The sequence below is a fragment of the Pseudochrobactrum lubricantis genome, assembly GCF_041929865.1.
Lineage (GTDB): Bacteria > Pseudomonadota > Alphaproteobacteria > Rhizobiales > Rhizobiaceae > Pseudochrobactrum > Pseudochrobactrum saccharolyticum.
In genome coordinates, this window is the sequence record NZ_JBHEEE010000007.1 from 143,745 (window position 1) to 162,130 (window position 18,386).

The following is an 18,386-nucleotide window of genomic DNA, read 5'->3' on the forward strand; positions in this document are numbered from 1 at the left end:
GCTGCTCAGCGGTTATGCAGTGGACTTTAATGAAGTGGCGGAATGCGTCTTTGCGTCAGAACAAACTGACGATAATTGCAGGTGTTAATTATCTGAAAATATGCTGTTTGCTGCCTTTAGCGGAAATACACACGGTATAAAAATTCCGGCAATGTATGATTGCGACGGATATATATTCTCGGAATGCCAAACGGGTCATCATTTGGTTTTGCACGCGCGGCAATTGTCGTGACCGCAGTTTGAAAACCTGCCTCGCGTGCCATTACGCGGTGCGTCTGATTATTGGCACCGTAGGGATAGCAAAAATGAGGAACTTCTGCGCCCAGCATGTCCTCCAGACGTGATTTTGATTCACTGATCTGGCGGCGGGCTTCTTCATCCGGTGTGTCATTCAGATTGACATGATCAAGCGTATGGGCGCCGACTTCATGTCCCAATGCTGCCCATTCACGCATTTGCGTAACGGACATACATGCCATTTCCGGAATGCCGATTGCCTTGTCCCAGATATTGCTGCCACCGATCTGGTTGGCCACAAAATAATTCGTGGCGGTGAAGCCGCATTCTGCCAGAACCGGTGCAGCATTTTCCAGCACATTCAGGAAGCCGTCATCAAAAGTCAGGACAGCAACCTTTCCGGTTTTTTCTCCCTTAATGTAAGGCATGGCATCCCGCACGGAGAGCCCCTGATAACCGAGTTTTTTCAGCCAGCGCATTTGGCTTGCAAAGCGTTTCGGATGCACAAAAAGGCTGCGAAAAGGGACGCTGCTGCCGACAACCGCAATATGATGATAGACAAGGATCGGAACTGTCATAGTCAGGTGCTTTTACTCTTCGGGCAGGGGCTGGTTATCAGTAGCCGTCAATATCAACATAATGCATGGATTTTTTTCCACGGGCTCCATCGATAAAGCCGACCAGACTGCCTAAATTCGCAGCAATCGTTAGCAGGCCTCTTTCGCGATAGATTGGCAATAATAGGCTGCCGACAAGCACTTTATAAACACGCGAAAGAACGGATTTGAAGGTGCGCCATATTATACTTTTTTCCGGATTTTTCATGCGCTCCAGATGGGCTGCTCTGGCAATATCACGGTTGCGGCGATAATAATAGCCCAGTTTCAAACGCGAGGTAGGAACGGTTTCATAGGCAATAGCGTACGGCGTCCAGCCTGTTTTAGCGCCAAGGGCTTTTGCCTCGGCCCATAGCTGCCAGTCCTCACCCCCAGACTGACCTAAAGCTGCGTCAAAGCGCAATCCGGTTGAGCGGAAAAAGTCGAGATTGCCCATCCAGCTGCCGGTAGCAAGTTTCACTTGTCCGGCTTTGCCGTTAGCTCGTTTTTTGATTGAGCGGCTTTCCGCATTACTGTTCATTTTATCAACACCCTGCCAGACAATTCTTTGCCATAATGACAATTTGCCTTCGGGTGGTGCAAAACGTACCGGTGCGCCGACAATATCAAGATTGTGGTAATCGCGTTCTTTCAGCAATTCCATGAGCCATTGCGGCTCTACCTGCTCGTCATCGTCAGCAAAGGTCAGCAGATCATAACCATGATCAATAGCATAATTGAGCACATGATTTCTGGCCGATGCGATGCCTAAAACCGGTTCAACAGTATAGACGACTTCAGCAGGCGAAACTCTTGCCTTAAAGTCATTGATAATCGAGCAGGCTGTTTTCTCGTGATTGTTTTCTACAACTAAAAAACAGACCTGTATCCCCTCAGGAATAATCAGCCGGGCATAAGACATCAGCAATTTCTGCAGCATAACGGGGCGATCTTTTGTGATCGTGCCGATGCAAATTTTCCGGTGCGTTTTTGAAACCAAAAACTATTCCCCCTGTGACCCCGACTTTGATTCCCATCTATGTGCCCCATCTATCTGAACGTGAGATAATTTCCCCACAATCTCCCGTGCAGATAGTCGCGATGAGAATGCTTATAATATCATAAGGTAACAATTTATTGTCACTTTAAAAATCTGTTTTACTCATAAAAATGCGTATTATTTTAAGTTTATTGAAAAAATATTATCTATTCTGTTTTTTTACCTAGATAAATTGAAGGTGAAAATGAATCTTTATTAGGCGCTACATAATGTAATGCTACAGATATGGCGCTGTATTGAAACGTGATTTGGGGGGGCGGTAGTGATTGCTCGCCGGATGTGGCATTCACTCCTTAGATTTCAGCACGAATAATCTTGTTACTAAGGTTATCAGATTAGCACATGAAACTGTAAAGTTTATTTTTCGTGATGAATAGCTGTTGACAGACAGACCAGTGCGCTTTTGCCTCTTTAATGACCAGTAGAAGAGGTGGAAACATTGCTCCTAGGAAGTGAGAAAAAACCAAGTCTGAGAGTGCGAGTGCTTGATTGTGCCATTGAGGTGTCACGAGACATCATGGATGATCATTGGCCAATCTATTTGCGTTTGGATTGTTATATAAATTATGCGGCCAAGATGGATACTGACAGGCAAAAAACATAATTCTGACAAGCATAAGCAACATGCATAAACCAAAATCGAACAGGCGGTAAGAATAAGTCGTTGGACGATAAGCCTGATGTTTTGCACCTTTGAAAAAACAAAGGGGAAGAACATGAAACAATCTCAATATCAGGCATCCCGTATTTTGATTTTGGCAGCTGCCGCTGCCCTGACGGGGGTGGCACTGCCAGCGATGGCTGCTGATATTACCGTGATGGGCTATCGCGGTGCATTTCAGGATAATTATATTCAGGCTGTTATCGAGCCTTTCCAGAAAGAACATCCGGATATTAAAGTGACCTATTACGGTGTCCAGAATGCCGCGACATCACTTGGTAATATGCGCGCTCAAAAGTCCTCTCCGCAAACTGATGCGGTTATTTATGATCTTTCCGTTGCTAAAATCGCCAGTGATGAAGGGTTGGTCGAAGACCTCGATACTGCTGCTCTGAGCAATTATGCCGATCTGGCAGATATTGGCAGAGAGCTTGCCGGTAAAGCCATTCCGATTACATTCGATACATTGTCACTAATCTATAATCATGATGCTTTTCCGGAAGGGCCAACCAGTTGGGAAGCGCTGTGGGATAAAAAACAAAATGGCAAAGTCATTATCGCCGCGCAAGGTGGCGGTGATATTCAGGCCATACTGCTGACAATCATCACCAACCGGCTCGCCGGTGAAACTGACTATGTAAAAACCATCAAACCTGCTGTGGCAAAGCTTATAGAATTGGCACCATTGGTACAGACATGGGAACCAAAACCTGATGCCTATACATTGGTGGCGAATGGCACCGCGAACCTGTCGATTGGTTATAATGCCCGTGCGCAGTTTTACTATGATCAGACCGGCGGTAAGCTACGTTCTGTAGGGCCTTCCGAGGGTACAGCAGCGCAGATTAATGTGATCAGTGCGATTGCCAACGGTAAAAATCAGGACGCAACCAAGACTTTCATAAATTATGCACTCAGCCCTGAGGCACAGGCGCGTTTTGCCAAGATGATGTTCTATGCACCGACCAATACCAAAGCCGAAGTTGATGAGGCCACACGCGCCCGCATCCCGATGATGAATTCTGAACAGCGTGACAAACTCATTCCCGTGGACTGGATGACGATCGGCGATATCCGCGGCAAAATTCTGGACCCGTGGCGTCGCCAGATCATCCCTGCCGGTCGCTGATTTTCAGCGCACAGATTTCCATTTCTTATGACTGCAAAACCGCTCTGCCTAATCTTTATCAGGCGGAACGGCACAGAATAATTCGGGTTCTGACATGACGACAGACAATACATTTCTGCAACTCAAAGCCGTCTCAAAACTCTATGGTCTCAACTATAAGGCCGTTGATGATCTGCATCTTGATTTGCCCAAAGGCAAACTTCTCGGGCTTTTGGGGCCATCCGGTTGTGGCAAGACTACAACTCTACGCATGATTGCCGGATTATTGCCGATCACAGACGGCAATATTTATATCAATGGCGAGGATATCTCCCGCAAACCACCACATCAGCGAGACATTGGTCTGGTGTTTCAGAATTATGCGCTGTTTCCGCATATGACCGTAGCAGAGAATGTGGCTTTCGGGCTGGATATGCGCCGCGTGCCTAAACATGAAGCACAGGCACGGGTTGAGGAAGCGCTGGAAATGGTGCGCTTGCCCGGTTATGGCCCCCGTAAACCGAAAGATATGTCCGGCGGCCAGCAACAACGCGTTGCACTTGCCCGTGCTTTGGTGATCCGACCACGCATTTTGCTTCTTGATGAGCCGCTTTCCAACCTTGATGCGAAATTACGCGATGATATGCGCATTGAAATCCGCGAAATTCAGCAACGTATGAATATCACAACTGTTTTTGTGACCCATGATCAGGTGGAAGCGCTGACCATGTGTGACGTGGTCGGTGTGATGCATAATGGCAAACTGGCACAACTCGGCACACCGGAAGAAATTTATGAGCGTCCGTCCTCATTGTTTGTTGCGGAATTTGTCGGACGCGCCAATGTGCATATTTGCCAGATCATTGCAGAGAATAGCTGCCGTTTGGGTGACAATGTCTATCGTTGTAACACTCATGGTGCGACTTCCGGTGAGGGGCAGATTGCGATCCGTCCGCACCGTATCAGCCTGACACCTAACCGTGACCAGTCGCTGATCAGTGTGACCACCAATAGCGCCCGCGGTAAGGTCGCGCGGATTACTTATATCGGCGACATTGTTCAATATGAAATCGAGATTAACGGCGGCTGCCTGAAGGTTGAAGTGCCGACGACCAGTGGTGGCCATGGTTTCCAGCTTGGCGATAAGCTGCTGTGCGAGTGGAAGCCGGAAGACATGCTGGTTTTCGGAGGTAAGCAATGACTGCACTTGCCTCTGCATCCAATAATCTTGCGAAACCGAAGCGCGGCTGGTTTCCTCTGATTGCCGTCGGGCTTTTACTGCCGATGGCATTGATCAATCTGATCGCGTTCATCGTACCGGTAGCCAATCTTGCGCAGATTTCCTTTCTGGAAAGCCGCAGCGGCGGGGTTCTGACCGACAATTACACGCTGGAGAATTATCTCAGCTTCTTCACCGACAGTTTCAACTGGGAGCTGATTTTCAACTCTCTGTGGATCAGCACTTTAATCACGGTGATGACACTGGTCTGCGCTTATCCGATTGCCCTGTTTCTTCATCGTGTATCACCGGTATGGCGTAACTTGTTGTTTGTCATCACCGTTTCACCGCTGTTGGTGAGCAGCGTGGTGCGAACTTATGGCTGGATGGTGCTGCTCGGTGATCAGGGGCTTATCAATGGTATGTTGATGAGCACGGGTCTGATTTCAGAACCGTTTCGTCTGGTCAATAATACGCTTGGCGTTTTCATCGGTATGGTGGAAATCCTTATCCCGTATATGGCGCTGTCATTAATTGCCGGTTTTGGCCGCCTGAATGTGACATTGGAAGAGGCTGCCGCTTCACTCGGTGCCAATAGCTTCACCCGTTTTCGCCGTGTGATTTTCCCGCTGACTTTGCCCGGTGTGGCGCTGGGTTGTCTGCTGTGCTTCGTATTGGCAATCAGCTCTTTTATCACACCGAAACTGCTTGGCGGTGGTCGTGTCTTCATGCTCGCAACCGAGATTTATGATCAAGCGGTTATCCAGCTTGAATGGCCGCGTGCGGCAGCAACATCCGTCATCGTTCTCATCATCTTCGGACTGGCTTTGGTCGTGTATTCACGCATTGCCCGCCGCATCGATTAACCGGCAGGGGAAATCTCATGATTGGTACTATGAAACTGCCGTTTAAAATTCTGGTTGTAGCGCTCTACCTTTTTTTGCTTGCACCTATTCTGGTGGTGATCCCGCTGTCTTTCAGCAATGATAATTATCTGACCTTTCCGCCGCAAAGCTGGGGTGTGCGGTGGTATGGTGAAATGCTGCATCACGAGGCGCTGATCAATGCTTTGTGGATCAGCCTTGGCGTTGCCAGCGTCGTGACTGTTCTGTCGCTGATAGCCGGTATTCCGGCCGCCTATGCGATCCGTCGCTATGAGTTCCGCGGGCGGGAATTGTTGCTCAATATTTTCACTGCGCCGTTGCTGCTGCCGTCAATCGTGCTGGGTCTGGCCATTCTGCTGGTCTTTGTAAGAATGCAGCTGCTCGGTACTTTTACAGGGCTTGTTATCGCGCATCTGATCGTGACCACACCCTATGTGATCCGCATTATGATCACAGCCTTTTCAACCCTGCCACCCTCCGTTGAAGAAGCTGCGACGATGCTGGGTGCTACACCATTCACAGTGTTCCGCCGCATTACCTTACCGTTGATGATGCCGGGTCTGGTGGCCAGTGCTGCCCTGTCATTCCTGTTGTCTTTTGACGAGGTGGTAATCTCGCTGTTCATCACAGGGCCGCGCCTGACCACCTTGCCGGTCGAGATTTTCAATTATGTGGAAAGTCGTACAGATCCGATGACGGCCGCAATTTCTGTGGTGCTGATTATCGCAACTTTGCTGATCATTTTCCTGATTGAACGCACACTTGGTCTGTCCCGAACTATCGGCAAGTCTTCTGAAAATACCAAATAACCGCATTCGCATTGCATGAATGAAGAGACGAGGAGGTCTCGAAAATGGAAAATATCGCCCTTTGGATGTCGCAGCCGCATTTCGGATATCTTGAGATTGCTAAAACCTGCGGTTTCACATCTTTCGTGCTGGAGTTGGAGCATGGCACATTTGACTTGGGCACGCTTGATCAGTTTCTGGCTTTCACCAAAGCGCAAGGCCTGCCGACACTGACCAAGGTGCTGGCACCGACCACAGAAGCTATTCAGCAGGTGCTCGATTTTGGCACAGATGGTGTGATTGTTCCGCATATTCTGGGTGTGGATCATGCCAGAGAAGTCACCAAAGCAGCGAAATATCCGCTGACCGGTACACGTTCTTATGCCGGTGGTCGCGTGTTCGGCTATAGCCGTCCGGCATCCGATGCCTTCGAAAAAGAGAATAAGCGAACCAAATGCTACGCCATGATCGAAACGGCTGAAAGCCTTGCTGATGTCGAAAAGATCATCGCGCTGGATACGGTCGATGGTCTTTTCCCGGGGCCTTCTGATCTGGCACTTGCCCGTGGTCGCGGTGCTTATGAATTCAATGATGCGGACAAGGCTGATCTGCGCCGTTGCGCTAAAGCTGCTCGTGATGCGGGCAAGCCATGGATCATGCCTGCATGGACAGAAGCCGAGCGCCGTTTTGCCTTGGATGAGGGCGCATCAATGCTGGTCGTCGCCACACAGAATATGACCCTGCGTCAGGGCATGATGACCACTGTCAATGCGCTTAAAAAAGAAGCGCTTATTGCCTGATTTTATTTCTATTCAATGAGCTTGGAGGAGCATGATGAAAGTAAGTTTGATCCAGACCAATCCGCAGGCTGATAAAGCCGCCAATCTGGCTACAACCCGTAAACTGATGGAAGATGCAGTGCGTACAGATGCGCCTGATCTGATCGTTCTGCCGGAATATTTTGAATATTATGGCGGCAGCCCTGAGGGTAAGCTGAATGAGGCTGAAACCGCACCAAATGGTGCTGCCTATAAAATGGCGCAGGATTTTGCTCGTGAGCATAAAGTTTTTGTTCATGCCGGTACGATCATGGAGAAAGTTGAAGGTGAGGCACGGATTTATAATTCGACTTTTGTCTTTGACCGCTCGGGTAAAGAAGTCGCCCATTATCGTAAAATCCATATGTTCGATATCGTGGCACCGGATGGCACAGCATATAAAGAATCCGCAACGGTGAAACCGGGTGAAGATGTTGTGGTCTATGACCTCGACGGTTTCAAAGTCGGTTGTGCTATTTGCTACGATATCCGGTTTGCTGAACTGTATCTTGAGCTGGAAAAGGCCGGTGTTGATATCATCATTCTGCCTGCCGCCTTCACGCTGCAAACGGGCAAAGACCATTGGGAAGTACTGGCACGCGCCCGCGCCATTGAAACCCAGACTTACTTTGTCGCCTGCGGACAGACCGGCGCGGTGGTGAGCGGCGGCGAGAAACGTCATACATACGGACATTCTCTGGTTTGTGACCCTTGGGGGCATGTTGTTGCCCGCGCATCGGACGGTGTGGGTTTCGTCACCGCCAGAATTGATCGTGAGCAGATCAACCGCGTTCGCGCTTTAATTCCGATGGTACAGCACCGCCGGTTAGGCAAACGTCATGAAGCCTGTGCAGTGTAAGGAAATCTCATCATGTATGTTATTAATGCAATGCCTGAACAGGTGGAACAGGCTGATCTGGATTTGCTGTCCGGTGTGGAAACGGCAACTGTCGGTCACTGGCGTTTCTTTGGTTTTATGAACCATTCCATTCAACCGCTGCTGCCAAAGCGCCGGATTGTCGGCACTGCCGTCACCATTGCCATTCCGGGGCCGGATTCAACTTTGTTGCATCATATCACCGGTATGCTGCGTCCGGGTGATGTACTGGTGGTCGACCGTATGGGCGATGACCGCTATGCCTGCTGGGGCGGGGGAGTGACCATTGCCGCTAAAGCTGCCGGTGCGGTGGCTGGTATTGTTGACGGGCCGTGCACTGATCTGACCGAAATTGAGGATTCCGACTTCCCGATGTGGGCACGCGGTATTTCGCCAATCACCACCCGTCTTTACGATCTGGGCGGCGGGATCAATATTCCGGTTTCCTGTGGCGGCGTGGTCGTCAATCCGGGGGATGCCATTCTTGCTGATGAAAGCGGTGTGCTTGTGCTGCCGCGAGGCGAAGTCAACGAAGTTGCAACCAAAGCGCTGGCTATTCAGGAACGCGGAAAAGAGCGTGAGGCTTCCGTCAAAACTGGTTTGAAACTCGGCGAAGTTTCAGGCGCCTCCGACAAAGTCAAAGCACGCATGGCGGTATAAAAGCACAGCCGGAGCGGCACGGCCATTCAGTTTCATAGTCGGTCGCTCCGGTTATTTCTCAGTAGGATCATAGCAAAAAATAAGACATAAGAATTCAGTCACATAATATGCGGAGGGGAGACTGCATATCGATGAATATCCGGTTTCTTGAGACGGTGATCTGGCTTTCGGAATTGCGCAATTTCCGGATCACTGCGGCGCGCATGAACATGACACCGGCCGCAATTTCCAATCGCATTGGTGCAATCGAGCAAGAACTCGGCTTCCGTTTATTTGAGCGTGATGCCCGCGACGTCAGCCTGACAGCAGAAGGGGAGGTGTTTGTTGAAGGTGCACGGGATATTGTGCTGCGCTATCATAACCTTGTTGAAAGCGTTAGCCCCAAAAACAGTGTCGAAGGACAGCTTAAACTCGGTATTGTTCCGAGTCTTGCGATGACAATTTTGCCTGATGTTTTAGATATTTTACGCCAGCGTTATCCTAAAATCAGAATTTCAATTACGACAGATTCGTCCAAAGTCCTGACGCAGCAGCTTGAGCAGCGTGAGTTGGACATTGTGTTTGCAATACGCCCCGAGACAGCGGCAACATTGCGCAGCGTTAACATCTGCACATTCGGCATGTTTTGGATCAGCCGGACACCTGACGTTCTTATTAGTCCCGAAGATTTGTTCTCACGTGAAGATTTGCTGAACTATCCGATTATTTCCTATGAACGAGGGGCACATAATCATCAGCAAATCATCAATTATTTTTCAGAAGATCGTATCAAAGATGCAACGGTGCATTATTCCAACTCCCTTACTACAACCATCAATATGATCTCTGCGGGTGTTGGCATTTCGGTTCTTCCACCGGTTGTTATTCAAAAAGAACTGCGGCAGGGGGAGCTGAAAGTTCTCAATACAAATACAATGTTTCCGGCCACAAATTATAGTGCGATGTATCTGGAGGCATCGGCAACGCGATTAATTACGCTGGTTGCAACAATTGCCCGCGAAGCAGGTCGCAACTTATGTAATCAGTATAGTGATAATCTTGCTTATCAAGAAATTGTACCATAATTACAATATATTGCTTATTTTTATTTCTAATTATAAGTATATATGAAATAATATTATTTTTGTTGGAACTGACATGGATAATACATATGAATATTTAATGTCAGTTCCAAAAATTATTGATATTACATATTTTTGAAAATAATATTGTTACCTTGATGCAGAAGTTTGCATCTTGAACATTTGCTGGATCGTTTGTCCGCTTCGTATGCCGTCGAGCCAAGCTTTTTCTTTTTCGATGTGCTCTTGTGCGGCCGCGAGTATTTCTTCCGCTCGTTCCAAGGGGACAATCACCACGCCGTCATCATTGCCAAGCACAATATCTCCGGGGTGAACAACGGCGCCGGCCATTGAAATAGCACCGTCAATGATGCCGCCAAAGCCATGATGCGGACCACGGGGGACAATCGCTTTACAGAACATGTTGAATTGCAGTTGCCGAACTTCTTCAACATCGCGGATAGCGCCGAAAACGACTGCACCGCCAAGTTTCCGGTGGGCTGCTTCTGCCGTCATGATCCCGCCCCATACCGCAGTATCTTCTACGCCACCGGCATCAACCACAATGACTTCACCGGCTTCTGCCACACCGATCAGTTCACAAATACTGCCGCAATCTCCCGCCATAGCAGTAACGGTTCGCGCCTGACCGCAGAGTGTGATGCCCGTTGAGACGGGTTTGATCGCAGCGCTCATTGCCTGCGTCCGGTTCAGGCAGTCGGAAGCGACTGCAGGCGGGATGGTGCGCCATGCATCAAGAGCAGCACTAGACAGTTTTTGAAACGGGGCGTTTACTTTTTGAAATGCCATTGTGGCACACTCCTCGGCACACTGTATGTCAGTGGTTGTATTGTTCCCAACCGGGATTGACGTTGTTGCGGACTTTGTTGCGCAGAAGAAAATCCAGCATAATTTCAGCTGAGAATGTGCGCATGTCGACATAGCCGGCTTCAGAATAAAAAGCCGCATGGGGCGATACAATGAACCGTCCTGCAATCCACGCTTCATCATTGCGCCATGCTTCAAGCAAGGCGGGAGAAGGGGATGGTGGTTCAACCGGCAGAACATCGAGTCCGACAGCGGCTAGGCGTCCGCTCTGCAATGCGCGGTAAAGCGCATCAATATCCACCAGACCACCGCGCGCAATATTAATAAAAACAGCATTGTCGCGGAACTGTGCCAGCAGGGTATCATTGATCATGGAGCGGGTTTCAGCAGATAACGGTACATGCAGACTGACAATGTCAGATGTTGCCACCAGTTCTTCCAACGTTTGCTTGCGCTCAAAGCCGATGCCCAGTTCATGCCCTTCAGGCAGATAGGGATCGTAGTAGGCAATTTTCATGTCAAAAGCCGCAGCACGACGTGCGATTGCAGTACCGATGCGGCCGAGGCCGATAGCTCCGAATGTCAACCCGCGTAGCCGCCGTACAACAGGGGCGCCTTCTGCAACAAACCCTTTGACGGGATCAGCTTTAAGGCGTTTCTCATAGGTGCCGAGGCCGCGTGTCAGATAAAGCAGCATGGCAATGGCATGATCTGCCACTTCTGTTGTGCCGTAATTCGGAACATTCGATACGGCAATGCCAGCTTTACGGCAGGCATCAACGTCCACATTGTCAAAGCCTACACCAACGCGGACAATAAGCTTGCAATTGTCCAGCAGGGCAATTGTTTGCGGGGCAATGCGCATGCGGTGCCAGACCAGAATGCCATCGCATTCCCGCCAATGCTGTTCCGGAATGGCAGAAGGATTAGTCTCGTCATAAATCAGATATTCAAACCGGTCTCCGGAAACGGCACTTTCAATTGCCAAATCGCGCAGATGCGCATCCGGTACCAAAATTTTGTAAGTCTGCATAAATTCCTCCCGAGAATTAATCAAAGAACTTTGGACAGGAAAGATTTGAGACGCGGATCACGCGGCTGATTGAAAAATGTTGACGGTTCGCCTCGCTCGACCATGATGCCGCCATCAGTAAAAAACACCTGATCGGCCACTTCCTGCGCAAAACGCATTTCGTGGGTAACAAGCACACAGGTCATTCCTTCCGCTGCCAGATCGCGGATGACATTGAGGACTTCCTGCACCATTTCCGGATCAAGGGCGGCCGTTACTTCATCGAACAGAATGATTTCCGGCTGCATTGCCAGCGCCCGCGCAATGGCTACACGCTGCTGCTGCCCGCCGGACAATTCTCCCGGATACGCATTTTCTTTGCCTGACAGTTGAACTTTGGCGAGAAGTCTGACCGCGCGCTCCCGCACGTCCTGGGCATTGTGTCTCAGCACTTGTATGGGTGCCATCATAATATTCTGCAGAACGGTCTTATGCGGAAACAGGTTATATTGCTGAAACACCATTGAAACCTGATGACGCAACGGAACCAGCTCTTTTTCAGAGCGCAGTTTCTCAACCTGAAAATTGCCGACACGAATGCTGCCGTGGTTGATCGGGACAAGACCGTTCAGGCAACGCAAAAGTGTGGACTTCCCTGAACCGGAAGGGCCGATGATACAGGCAACATCACCTTTCTGAATTTCCATTGAAATGCCTTTCAGCACCGCAACAGAACCATAGTTCTTATAGATGTCAGCGACTTTGATGATTGGTGTGGAGGATGTGGTCATGTCATTTGCCTTTAATCAGGCGGCGCTCAAGAGCACGCGTCCAGGTCGCCAACGGATAGGCGAAGAGAAAAAATAGCAGGAGAATGTAGAGGTAAATTGCCGTCGCATATTCATCGCCGTCACTGGCAATGACTGTTTTGCCAATGGAGAGAACATCTGATGTGCCGGTAACAACCACAAGGCTCGTGCCGATAAACAGCATTGCATAGGTCGTCATCAGGTTGGGCAGCATCATTGGCAGTGCCTGAGGCAGAATAATGGAGCGCAAAATCTGACCGCGGCGATAACCAAGGGCACGGGCAGATTCCCACTGGCCATCCGGTATTGCGCGAATTCCGTTCCGGAACCCCTCAGCAACATAAGCGGTAACGGGCAGGGACAGACCGATTACAGCTTTGAGGAACGGTGACACAAAGAGGCTGATGCCGAAAAACGTCATACGAAATGGCAGCAGATAAAGCATCGCATAGAGCACGACCAGCCACGGTGAAGAGCGCAACAGATTCATGATCAATATGGCAGTGGTTCTGACCGCCCGGTTAGGCGACACCATCGCGCCGCCAAGGAAAAACCCTGCCACGAGAGCGATCATCATCGAAAAAATGCTGATAATCACATTTGCGGAGAAGCCGCCGCCAAAATCGATGAAACCAGCACTACCGGTGAGTAGCTGTGATGAGCGGTCGATAAGAACGCCGATAGCAGTACCGCTTGCCTGTCCGTAACTTATAAACAGAATAGCCAGCAGCGTGATGATAACCCCGAAAAAACCAAGAATAGCGGAGATTGCGTCTCTGTTCATTGTACTTCTCCTGCACCAAACCCCGGAATTGCAAAGACTTTTGCGATTTGTTTGGCGAGCAGAACGACCGCAGTGGTTATGGTCAGATAGATCAGCCACAGCACGATCATCACTTCGAGGTTGAGAAAGGTTTCCAATGCAATCTGAGTGGAAAAAAACATAATATCAGTTACAGCAACGAGCGCTGCCTGCGCAGATGTCTTGATCAGGCTCACAACATTGCTGGTCATATTGGGAATGGTCATGCGCAGTGCAATCGGCAGTTCAATCCAGCGAAAAATCTGCAATCGGCTATAGCCCATGCTCCGGCCGCCCTCGACTGTCTGGCGTGGTACGGAATTGATGCCTGAGCGTATAATCTCAATAGCAATTGATCCATTATACAAGGCCAGTGAAATGACCACACAGGCAAAACCGGATAAGAGAGGCACCCGTTCTCCTGTCGTTGCATCTGTATAGGTCATGCCTAAATCAGACAGCATGAAATACAGAAAAAACAACTGCACCAGAGGCGGCGTGTTTCTGAACAAGTCGATCATGATAATGGTCAGAGATCGGGCAGCAGGGACATTAAAATGAATGATCGCTGCTCCGGCAATGCCGATAATCAGCATTAATATAGTGCCCAGAGCAGTGATTGCGAGCGTGGTTTTCAAGCCCTCAAACAACCAGCTCTGATAGAGCGGATCTGCCAGCCATTCAAAATCGAGACCGAATATCATGAATTATTTCCGATGAATTTACCGGTTATCAGTTTGGGCTACACAGATATGTTAGCGAGTGATAACCGGTTTTGTTCTCAGTGCAGATCAATGACCGGCAGCTTTGGCGTCTGCCGCGCGTTTGGTCACGTATTCGCTGGAACCCATATCGTAGCTTTCTTCTGCTTTAACGAGCAGGCCTGCTGCTTCTGCAGAGAGAATGGCTTTGTTGACCTCTTCCAGAAAGCGCGGTTCGTTTTTACGTACGCCGCCCGCAATCGGAATGTAATCAAATGTATCCAGCGCGATTTTGTACTTTGCGCCCCATTCAGGATCTGACAATTTTTGCTGGAGGATAGGACCATCAAAGGCAACGGCGCTGCAGCGGCCGTTCTGAAATGCCTTGAACATGTCCGCGGTACCGGTGAGTAGAACAGTTTGTGCGCCGTAAGTTCCGGTCAGGGTACGATTGTAAAGATTGCCTTGCATGCCGCAGAGTTTCTGCCCGCGCACATCTTCCCATTTGGCGATTGTGCTTTCTTTGGGGGTAAGCAGTACAATGCCCGCCATGTTGTAATATTCTTCGGTAAAATCGATAACTTTTGCGCGCTCTTTATTAACGCCGAGCGTTGCCAAAATCAGGTCAATACGACCGGCATTTAAAAGCTCGATACGGTTGGAAGCCACCACCGGCACAAGTTCAATTTCTGTTTCAGAACCGACAATCTTTCCGGCGACATATTTCGCCAGGTCGATTTCAAAACCTTTCAACTCATCCTCTTTGGTTAAAAATCCGAAAGGTACATAATCGTTCTTAATGCCGACGATTAACTTCCCTCTGGCTTTTACGTCATCGAGCTGATCCGCTTGAGCTGCCATGCACAATGCCAGTCCAGAAAGAATGGTTGTCAATGAAAGTTTGGCAAGTAAGTTAGCACGCATGAAAATCCCCTTTTGGTATGTGCATTTTCATTATTGGCACCACAAAATCGGATGACCACGAAATGCTGTCTTCAAAGCCTATCGACAATATCATATAATTAATAATACTATTTTCTAAGATAATTATAAGAAAATCTAATAAGGAGGGGCGGTGTATATCAGGCAGCTTGAGGCGTTTAAAGCGGTTATGTCGATGGGGAGTGTCAGCAGGGCCGCAGAATTACTTTGTATTTCTCAGCCGGCAGTCAGTCAGCTGATCAATCAGCTGGAGTTTTATTGCGGTTTTTCCCTTTTTGAACGCAAAGGAAAGCGTTTGCACCCGACCAGAGAGGCGGAAGCGCTGTTGGTAGAGGTTGAGGCAATGTTTGCTGGTGTGAACCGTGTTTCGCGCGTTGCCACTGCTCTGAGAGAGCAGAAATGGGGAGCGCTTACATTTGGTGCCTTTCCGGCAATCGCTCGCCGTGTCCTGCCTGAAATTGTTGCAGATTATGCTGCTGAAAGACCCAATATAGTTTTTCATTTGCAGAGCATGCGCTCACGCAGTTTGATTGATGCTGTTGCAAGCCATCAGCTGGATTTCGGGATCAGTTTTATTCCGGGGGACAGGGATGAAATTGAAAGCATACCGCTGCAGACATTAAAAGCAGTATGCATTCTGCCGGTCGGGCACCCATTATCAGAAAAACAAAGCATCAAAGCACAGGATCTTGCCGGCCAGCCCTTTGTATCTTTGGGACCACAGGATCAGTCACGTATGCTGATTGATAAAATTTTTGATGATTTACAGATACCGCGCAAAATGCAGATTGAGACAGGTCAATCAGAAACCGCCTGTTCATTTGTGGCGTTAGGGGCGGGCGTATCTGTGGTTGACCCGATAAGTGCAGCCGGTTATCGGGATGGAGAGCTGGTTGTCAAAAAATTTGAACCTGAGATTAAGTTTAATATCTGGTTGATACGTCCGCGTATGCAGGTTCAATCCAGTGTGCTTGATAATTTTATCCAGTTTATGAGTGACAGCTTGTCTGCTTCAACTCTATGAAAAAGTGCATCTTACAGCTGCTATGGAAAGGTGCAGTAAATGCCCCTAATCTGTAACTTGTTGGAAAAATGAGTGCAATTGTAGTTTAGCTTGAGCATGAAATACAAAAGTAAAATCAATGAATTCGGATGGTGGGCGTAACAGGGATTGAACCTGTGACCCCTACAATGTCAATGTAGTGCTCTCCCGCTGAGCTATACGCCCATCCGATGACGCGCATACACCATATTGGCTCGCGCGCGTCAATGCCCTTTTGAAGAATAAAGAGAAAAAACTTTGTTTTACCTGTTGTTTTTCAACAGGCTTATCCTGATACCTGAAATCAGGCTGCCAGCAACATTTTCTCGATCTCATTCACGAGATCACGCAGGTGAAACGGCTTGGACAATACCTTGGCTTCACGCGGTGCGTTTGAATCAGGATTGAGAGCAACGGCAGCAAAACCGGTGATGAACATGACTTTGAGATCAGGATCAATTTCGGTTGCACGGCGTGCCAGTTCAATTCCGTCCATTTCAGGCATAACAATATCCGTCAGCAGCAAAGAGAAAGGCTCTTCGCGCAGACGCTCATAGGCGCTGGCTCCATTGTCAAAATGGGTGACATGATAACCGGCTTTTTCCAGTGCTTTCACCAGAAAACGGCGCATATCATTATCATCTTCAGCAAGCAGAATTCTTTTCATTGGTCCGTCCGAATGTCTGTACGCTTTTTATCTGCGTGTCCCCAGCATGATATTGCGGTGACAAAATGGCAAGAAAAGCGATTCAATCTGATCCTATAAGACGCTGCTTTGGTAAATATCGGATGAATCATTCCCATTAATCTGCCCCGTCACTGCGACCGGCAGGGCAAAAGCGTTTTATTGCCTATGCATTTTGACAGGCAAGAACGACGTTAAAAATACCATATAGGGCAGTTCAAGAAAATGTCATGTGTCATGGTATGAAATTGTTCTTAAATAATAAATTGAATGCCTGCTGCCGGTATTTTCTGGCAAAATATGACAATTCCGGCTTTGCTTTTCCGGATTATCAGTTAGGCTTGAGAAATGAACCGGCTATCCGGCCAAATAATCCGGGCATATGCCCTTGCAGTATATGAAAGTGAAGAATGAGCCTGCAACGGGATTTTCAGACAATCACTCCTTTTGAAGTCTGTGCTCCGGCGCAACAGCGCATCCCGTTCGTTTTTAATTCGCCGCATAGCGGCAATTATTATCCGCCGGCATTTCTGCAGCAATCCCGTCTCAGCCCCCATGATATCCGTCAGTCGGAAGACTGTTATGTGGATGAATTATTCGCCATGGCCGTGCCGCTGGGCGCGCCTTTGTTGCGTGCGCATTTCCCGCGCGCCTATCTGGATGTGAATCGTGAACCCTTTGAGCTCGACCCGAAAATGTTTAACGAGCCTGTGCCGTCTTATGCGAATATCAGGTCAACACGGGTTGCAGGCGGTTTAGGCACAATCGCTAAAATCGTTGGTGAAGGTCAGGATATTTATAAATCCAGACTGCCATTATGTGAGGCGCTCGACCGGATCGAAACCATCTATAAGCCATATCATCATGTGCTCGGACAGTTGCTGAGCGATACGCGGGCGCAGTTTGGCTATGCTGTTCTGGTGGATTGCCACTCGATGCCGAGCGGAATGGATCTGGCTGATAATGCCGGTCAGAACGGGATTACAGGGCGGCCGGATTTCATTATCGGTGACCGTTTCGGACGGTCCTGTTCTGATGCCTTGTCATGGGCGGCAATCGAGCTGTTGCAAAATATGGGCTATAATGTTGCGCATAATAAGCCTTATGCCGGTGGTTATATTACCGAGCATTACGGACGCCCGCATCGTGATTTCCATGCTTTGCAGATTGAAGTGAACCGCGCACTCTATGTCGACGAAAACAGCCTTGAGCACCTGCCGTCATTTGCGGGGCTTTGCCGTGATCTGACGCAATTCATGGCAGATCTGACGGCCTTGCCGGATTATGTATTTTTACAGAAACCGCAGGCCGCAGAATGAAACGCGCATAAAAAAAGACCGCACAAAAGTGCGGTCCAAAATCTAGGGAGGAAACGCCCTTGCGGGCGAAAACAGACATATTGTCCGTTAACTATTTTATTTTGCCGGTGAGTTACGGTCAATTCGGAATTCGGAAAAATCAGACATTTTTATGAAAATTCTGAATTTTCTGAAGTTACAATCAAATTAACTTATTGATATATTTCATCAAAATGTTTTGGCTAAAAGCTATGGCTCAAGCATTTTGATGAGAGATATCGCCGAAATTTCGTCGAAA

19 protein-coding genes and 1 tRNA gene are annotated in these 18,386 nt (G+C 48.7%); 10 read left to right on the forward strand and 10 right to left on the reverse strand.

Annotated elements, in window-relative coordinates:
* Positions 1-116: 116 nt before the first annotated feature.
* Positions 117-815, reverse strand: a complete 699-nt coding sequence (locus JNC80_RS15205; RefSeq protein WP_376710776.1) for a polysaccharide deacetylase family protein — start codon at positions 813-815, stop codon at positions 117-119.
* Between the two features lie 37 nt (positions 816-852).
* A complete protein-coding gene (locus tag JNC80_RS15210) occupies positions 853-1,773 on the reverse strand; it encodes a glycosyltransferase family 2 protein (protein ID WP_376710777.1) in 921 nt (306 codons plus the stop codon).
* Between the two features lie 836 nt (positions 1,774-2,609).
* Here JNC80_RS15210 and JNC80_RS15215 point away from each other — a divergent pair.
* The 8 genes from JNC80_RS15215 (at position 2,610) to JNC80_RS15250 (ending at position 9,972) form a co-directional block, all read left to right on the forward strand.
* Complete coding sequence (locus JNC80_RS15215) at positions 2,610-3,683, forward strand: extracellular solute-binding protein (RefSeq protein ID WP_376710778.1); 1,074 nt, start codon at positions 2,610-2,612, stop codon at positions 3,681-3,683.
* A 94-nt stretch (positions 3,684-3,777) separates the two neighbouring features.
* Positions 3,778-4,863, forward strand: a complete 1,086-nt coding sequence (locus tag JNC80_RS15220) for an ABC transporter ATP-binding protein (protein ID WP_376710779.1) — start codon at positions 3,778-3,780, stop codon at positions 4,861-4,863.
* Positions 4,860-5,747, forward strand: coding sequence for an ABC transporter permease (locus JNC80_RS15225; RefSeq protein ID WP_213598772.1), 888 nt, complete (start codon positions 4,860-4,862; stop codon positions 5,745-5,747). Before JNC80_RS15220 ends, JNC80_RS15225 begins: the two co-directional genes overlap by 4 nt.
* A gap of 17 nt (positions 5,748-5,764) precedes the next feature.
* Positions 5,765-6,574, forward strand: coding sequence for an ABC transporter permease (locus tag JNC80_RS15230; RefSeq protein WP_376710780.1), 810 nt, complete (start codon positions 5,765-5,767; stop codon positions 6,572-6,574).
* A gap of 44 nt (positions 6,575-6,618) precedes the next feature.
* A complete protein-coding gene (locus JNC80_RS15235; RefSeq protein WP_220160140.1) occupies positions 6,619-7,353 on the forward strand; it encodes an HpcH/HpaI aldolase family protein in 735 nt (244 codons plus the stop codon).
* 34 nt (positions 7,354-7,387) lie between these two features.
* Positions 7,388-8,230 carry a carbon-nitrogen hydrolase family protein gene (locus JNC80_RS15240; protein WP_289388879.1) on the forward strand — a complete coding sequence of 281 codons (843 nt, stop codon included), beginning with the start codon at positions 7,388-7,390 and terminating at the stop codon, positions 8,228-8,230.
* Positions 8,231-8,242: 12 nt separating this feature from the next.
* A complete protein-coding gene (locus JNC80_RS15245) occupies positions 8,243-8,908 on the forward strand; it encodes an RraA family protein (protein ID WP_213598770.1) in 666 nt (221 codons plus the stop codon).
* 131 nt (positions 8,909-9,039) lie between these two features.
* On the forward strand, positions 9,040-9,972 hold the full coding sequence (locus tag JNC80_RS15250) for a LysR family transcriptional regulator (RefSeq protein WP_022709682.1): 933 nt from the start codon (positions 9,040-9,042) through the stop codon (positions 9,970-9,972).
* Between the two features lie 147 nt (positions 9,973-10,119).
* Here the strand turns inward: JNC80_RS15250 and JNC80_RS15255 are convergent, their stop codons facing one another.
* The 6 genes from JNC80_RS15255 to JNC80_RS15280 form a co-directional block, all read right to left on the reverse strand.
* A complete protein-coding gene (locus JNC80_RS15255) occupies positions 10,120-10,779 on the reverse strand; it encodes an RraA family protein (RefSeq protein ID WP_022709683.1) in 660 nt (219 codons plus the stop codon).
* 28 nt (positions 10,780-10,807) lie between these two features.
* Entirely contained in the window at positions 10,808-11,830 is a 1,023-nt protein-coding gene (locus tag JNC80_RS15260) for a C-terminal binding protein (protein ID WP_022709684.1), read from the reverse strand.
* 20 nt (positions 11,831-11,850) lie between these two features.
* Entirely contained in the window at positions 11,851-12,600 is a 750-nt protein-coding gene (locus JNC80_RS15265; protein WP_376710781.1) for an amino acid ABC transporter ATP-binding protein, read from the reverse strand.
* A 1-nt stretch (position 12,601) separates the two neighbouring features.
* Positions 12,602-13,402, reverse strand: a complete 801-nt coding sequence (locus JNC80_RS15270; RefSeq protein WP_376710782.1) for an ABC transporter permease subunit — start codon at positions 13,400-13,402, stop codon at positions 12,602-12,604.
* Positions 13,399-14,124 (reverse strand): amino acid ABC transporter permease, encoded by a 726-nt coding sequence (locus JNC80_RS15275; protein ID WP_376710783.1) that lies wholly within the window; start codon positions 14,122-14,124, stop codon positions 13,399-13,401. The genes JNC80_RS15270 and JNC80_RS15275 overlap by 4 nt, the downstream gene beginning before the upstream one ends.
* 87 nt (positions 14,125-14,211) lie before the next feature.
* Positions 14,212-15,045 (reverse strand): transporter substrate-binding domain-containing protein, encoded by an 834-nt coding sequence (locus JNC80_RS15280; protein WP_376710784.1) that lies wholly within the window; start codon positions 15,043-15,045, stop codon positions 14,212-14,214.
* A 151-nt stretch (positions 15,046-15,196) separates the two neighbouring features.
* On the opposite strand from JNC80_RS15280, the gene JNC80_RS15285 reads away from it, so the two are divergent.
* Positions 15,197-16,087 carry a LysR substrate-binding domain-containing protein gene (locus JNC80_RS15285; RefSeq protein WP_213598758.1) on the forward strand — a complete coding sequence of 297 codons (891 nt, stop codon included), beginning with the start codon at positions 15,197-15,199 and terminating at the stop codon, positions 16,085-16,087.
* Between the two features lie 129 nt (positions 16,088-16,216).
* Here the strand turns inward: JNC80_RS15285 and JNC80_RS15290 are convergent.
* Both JNC80_RS15290 and cpdR read right to left on the reverse strand, forming a co-directional pair.
* Positions 16,217-16,291: transfer RNA gene (locus JNC80_RS15290), tRNA-Val, on the reverse strand.
* Between the two features lie 118 nt (positions 16,292-16,409).
* Positions 16,410-16,772 (reverse strand): cell cycle two-component system response regulator CpdR, encoded by a 363-nt coding sequence (gene cpdR / locus JNC80_RS15295; RefSeq protein WP_022709690.1) that lies wholly within the window; start codon positions 16,770-16,772, stop codon positions 16,410-16,412.
* Between the two features lie 428 nt (positions 16,773-17,200).
* On the opposite strand from cpdR, the gene JNC80_RS15300 reads away from it, so the two are divergent.
* Entirely contained in the window at positions 17,201-18,109 is a 909-nt protein-coding gene (locus JNC80_RS15300; RefSeq protein WP_376710785.1) for an N-formylglutamate amidohydrolase, read from the forward strand.
* Positions 18,110-18,386 lie beyond the last annotated feature (277 nt).

What these genes read in the sequence shown, in the direction of transcription:
- JNC80_RS15205 (WP_376710776.1), bottom strand. Translation starts at nt 815, where the DNA reads ATGACAGTTCCGATCCTTGTCTATCATCATATTGCGGTTGTCGGCAGC.
- JNC80_RS15210 (WP_376710777.1), bottom strand. Translation starts at nt 1,773, where the DNA reads ATGCTGCAGAAATTGCTGATGTCTTATGCCCGGCTGATTATTCCTGAG.
- JNC80_RS15215 (WP_376710778.1), top strand. Translation starts at nt 2,610, where the DNA reads ATGAAACAATCTCAATATCAGGCATCCCGTATTTTGATTTTGGCAGCT.
- JNC80_RS15220 (WP_376710779.1), top strand. Translation starts at nt 3,778, where the DNA reads ATGACGACAGACAATACATTTCTGCAACTCAAAGCCGTCTCAAAACTC.
- JNC80_RS15225 (WP_213598772.1), top strand. Translation starts at nt 4,860, where the DNA reads ATGACTGCACTTGCCTCTGCATCCAATAATCTTGCGAAACCGAAGCGC.
- JNC80_RS15230 (WP_376710780.1), top strand. Translation starts at nt 5,765, where the DNA reads ATGATTGGTACTATGAAACTGCCGTTTAAAATTCTGGTTGTAGCGCTC.
- JNC80_RS15235 (WP_220160140.1), top strand. Translation starts at nt 6,619, where the DNA reads ATGGAAAATATCGCCCTTTGGATGTCGCAGCCGCATTTCGGATATCTT.
- JNC80_RS15240 (WP_289388879.1), top strand. Translation starts at nt 7,388, where the DNA reads ATGAAAGTAAGTTTGATCCAGACCAATCCGCAGGCTGATAAAGCCGCC.
- JNC80_RS15245 (WP_213598770.1), top strand. Translation starts at nt 8,243, where the DNA reads ATGTATGTTATTAATGCAATGCCTGAACAGGTGGAACAGGCTGATCTG.
- JNC80_RS15250 (WP_022709682.1), top strand. Translation starts at nt 9,040, where the DNA reads ATGAATATCCGGTTTCTTGAGACGGTGATCTGGCTTTCGGAATTGCGC.
- JNC80_RS15255 (WP_022709683.1), bottom strand. Translation starts at nt 10,779, where the DNA reads ATGGCATTTCAAAAAGTAAACGCCCCGTTTCAAAAACTGTCTAGTGCT.
- JNC80_RS15260 (WP_022709684.1), bottom strand. Translation starts at nt 11,830, where the DNA reads ATGCAGACTTACAAAATTTTGGTACCGGATGCGCATCTGCGCGATTTG.
- JNC80_RS15265 (WP_376710781.1), bottom strand. Translation starts at nt 12,600, where the DNA reads ATGACCACATCCTCCACACCAATCATCAAAGTCGCTGACATCTATAAG.
- JNC80_RS15270 (WP_376710782.1), bottom strand. Translation starts at nt 13,402, where the DNA reads ATGAACAGAGACGCAATCTCCGCTATTCTTGGTTTTTTCGGGGTTATC.
- JNC80_RS15275 (WP_376710783.1), bottom strand. Translation starts at nt 14,124, where the DNA reads ATGATATTCGGTCTCGATTTTGAATGGCTGGCAGATCCGCTCTATCAG.
- JNC80_RS15280 (WP_376710784.1), bottom strand. Translation starts at nt 15,045, where the DNA reads ATGCGTGCTAACTTACTTGCCAAACTTTCATTGACAACCATTCTTTCT.
- cpdR (WP_022709690.1), bottom strand. Translation starts at nt 16,772, where the DNA reads ATGAAAAGAATTCTGCTTGCTGAAGATGATAATGATATGCGCCGTTTT.
- JNC80_RS15300 (WP_376710785.1), top strand. Translation starts at nt 17,201, where the DNA reads ATGAGCCTGCAACGGGATTTTCAGACAATCACTCCTTTTGAAGTCTGT.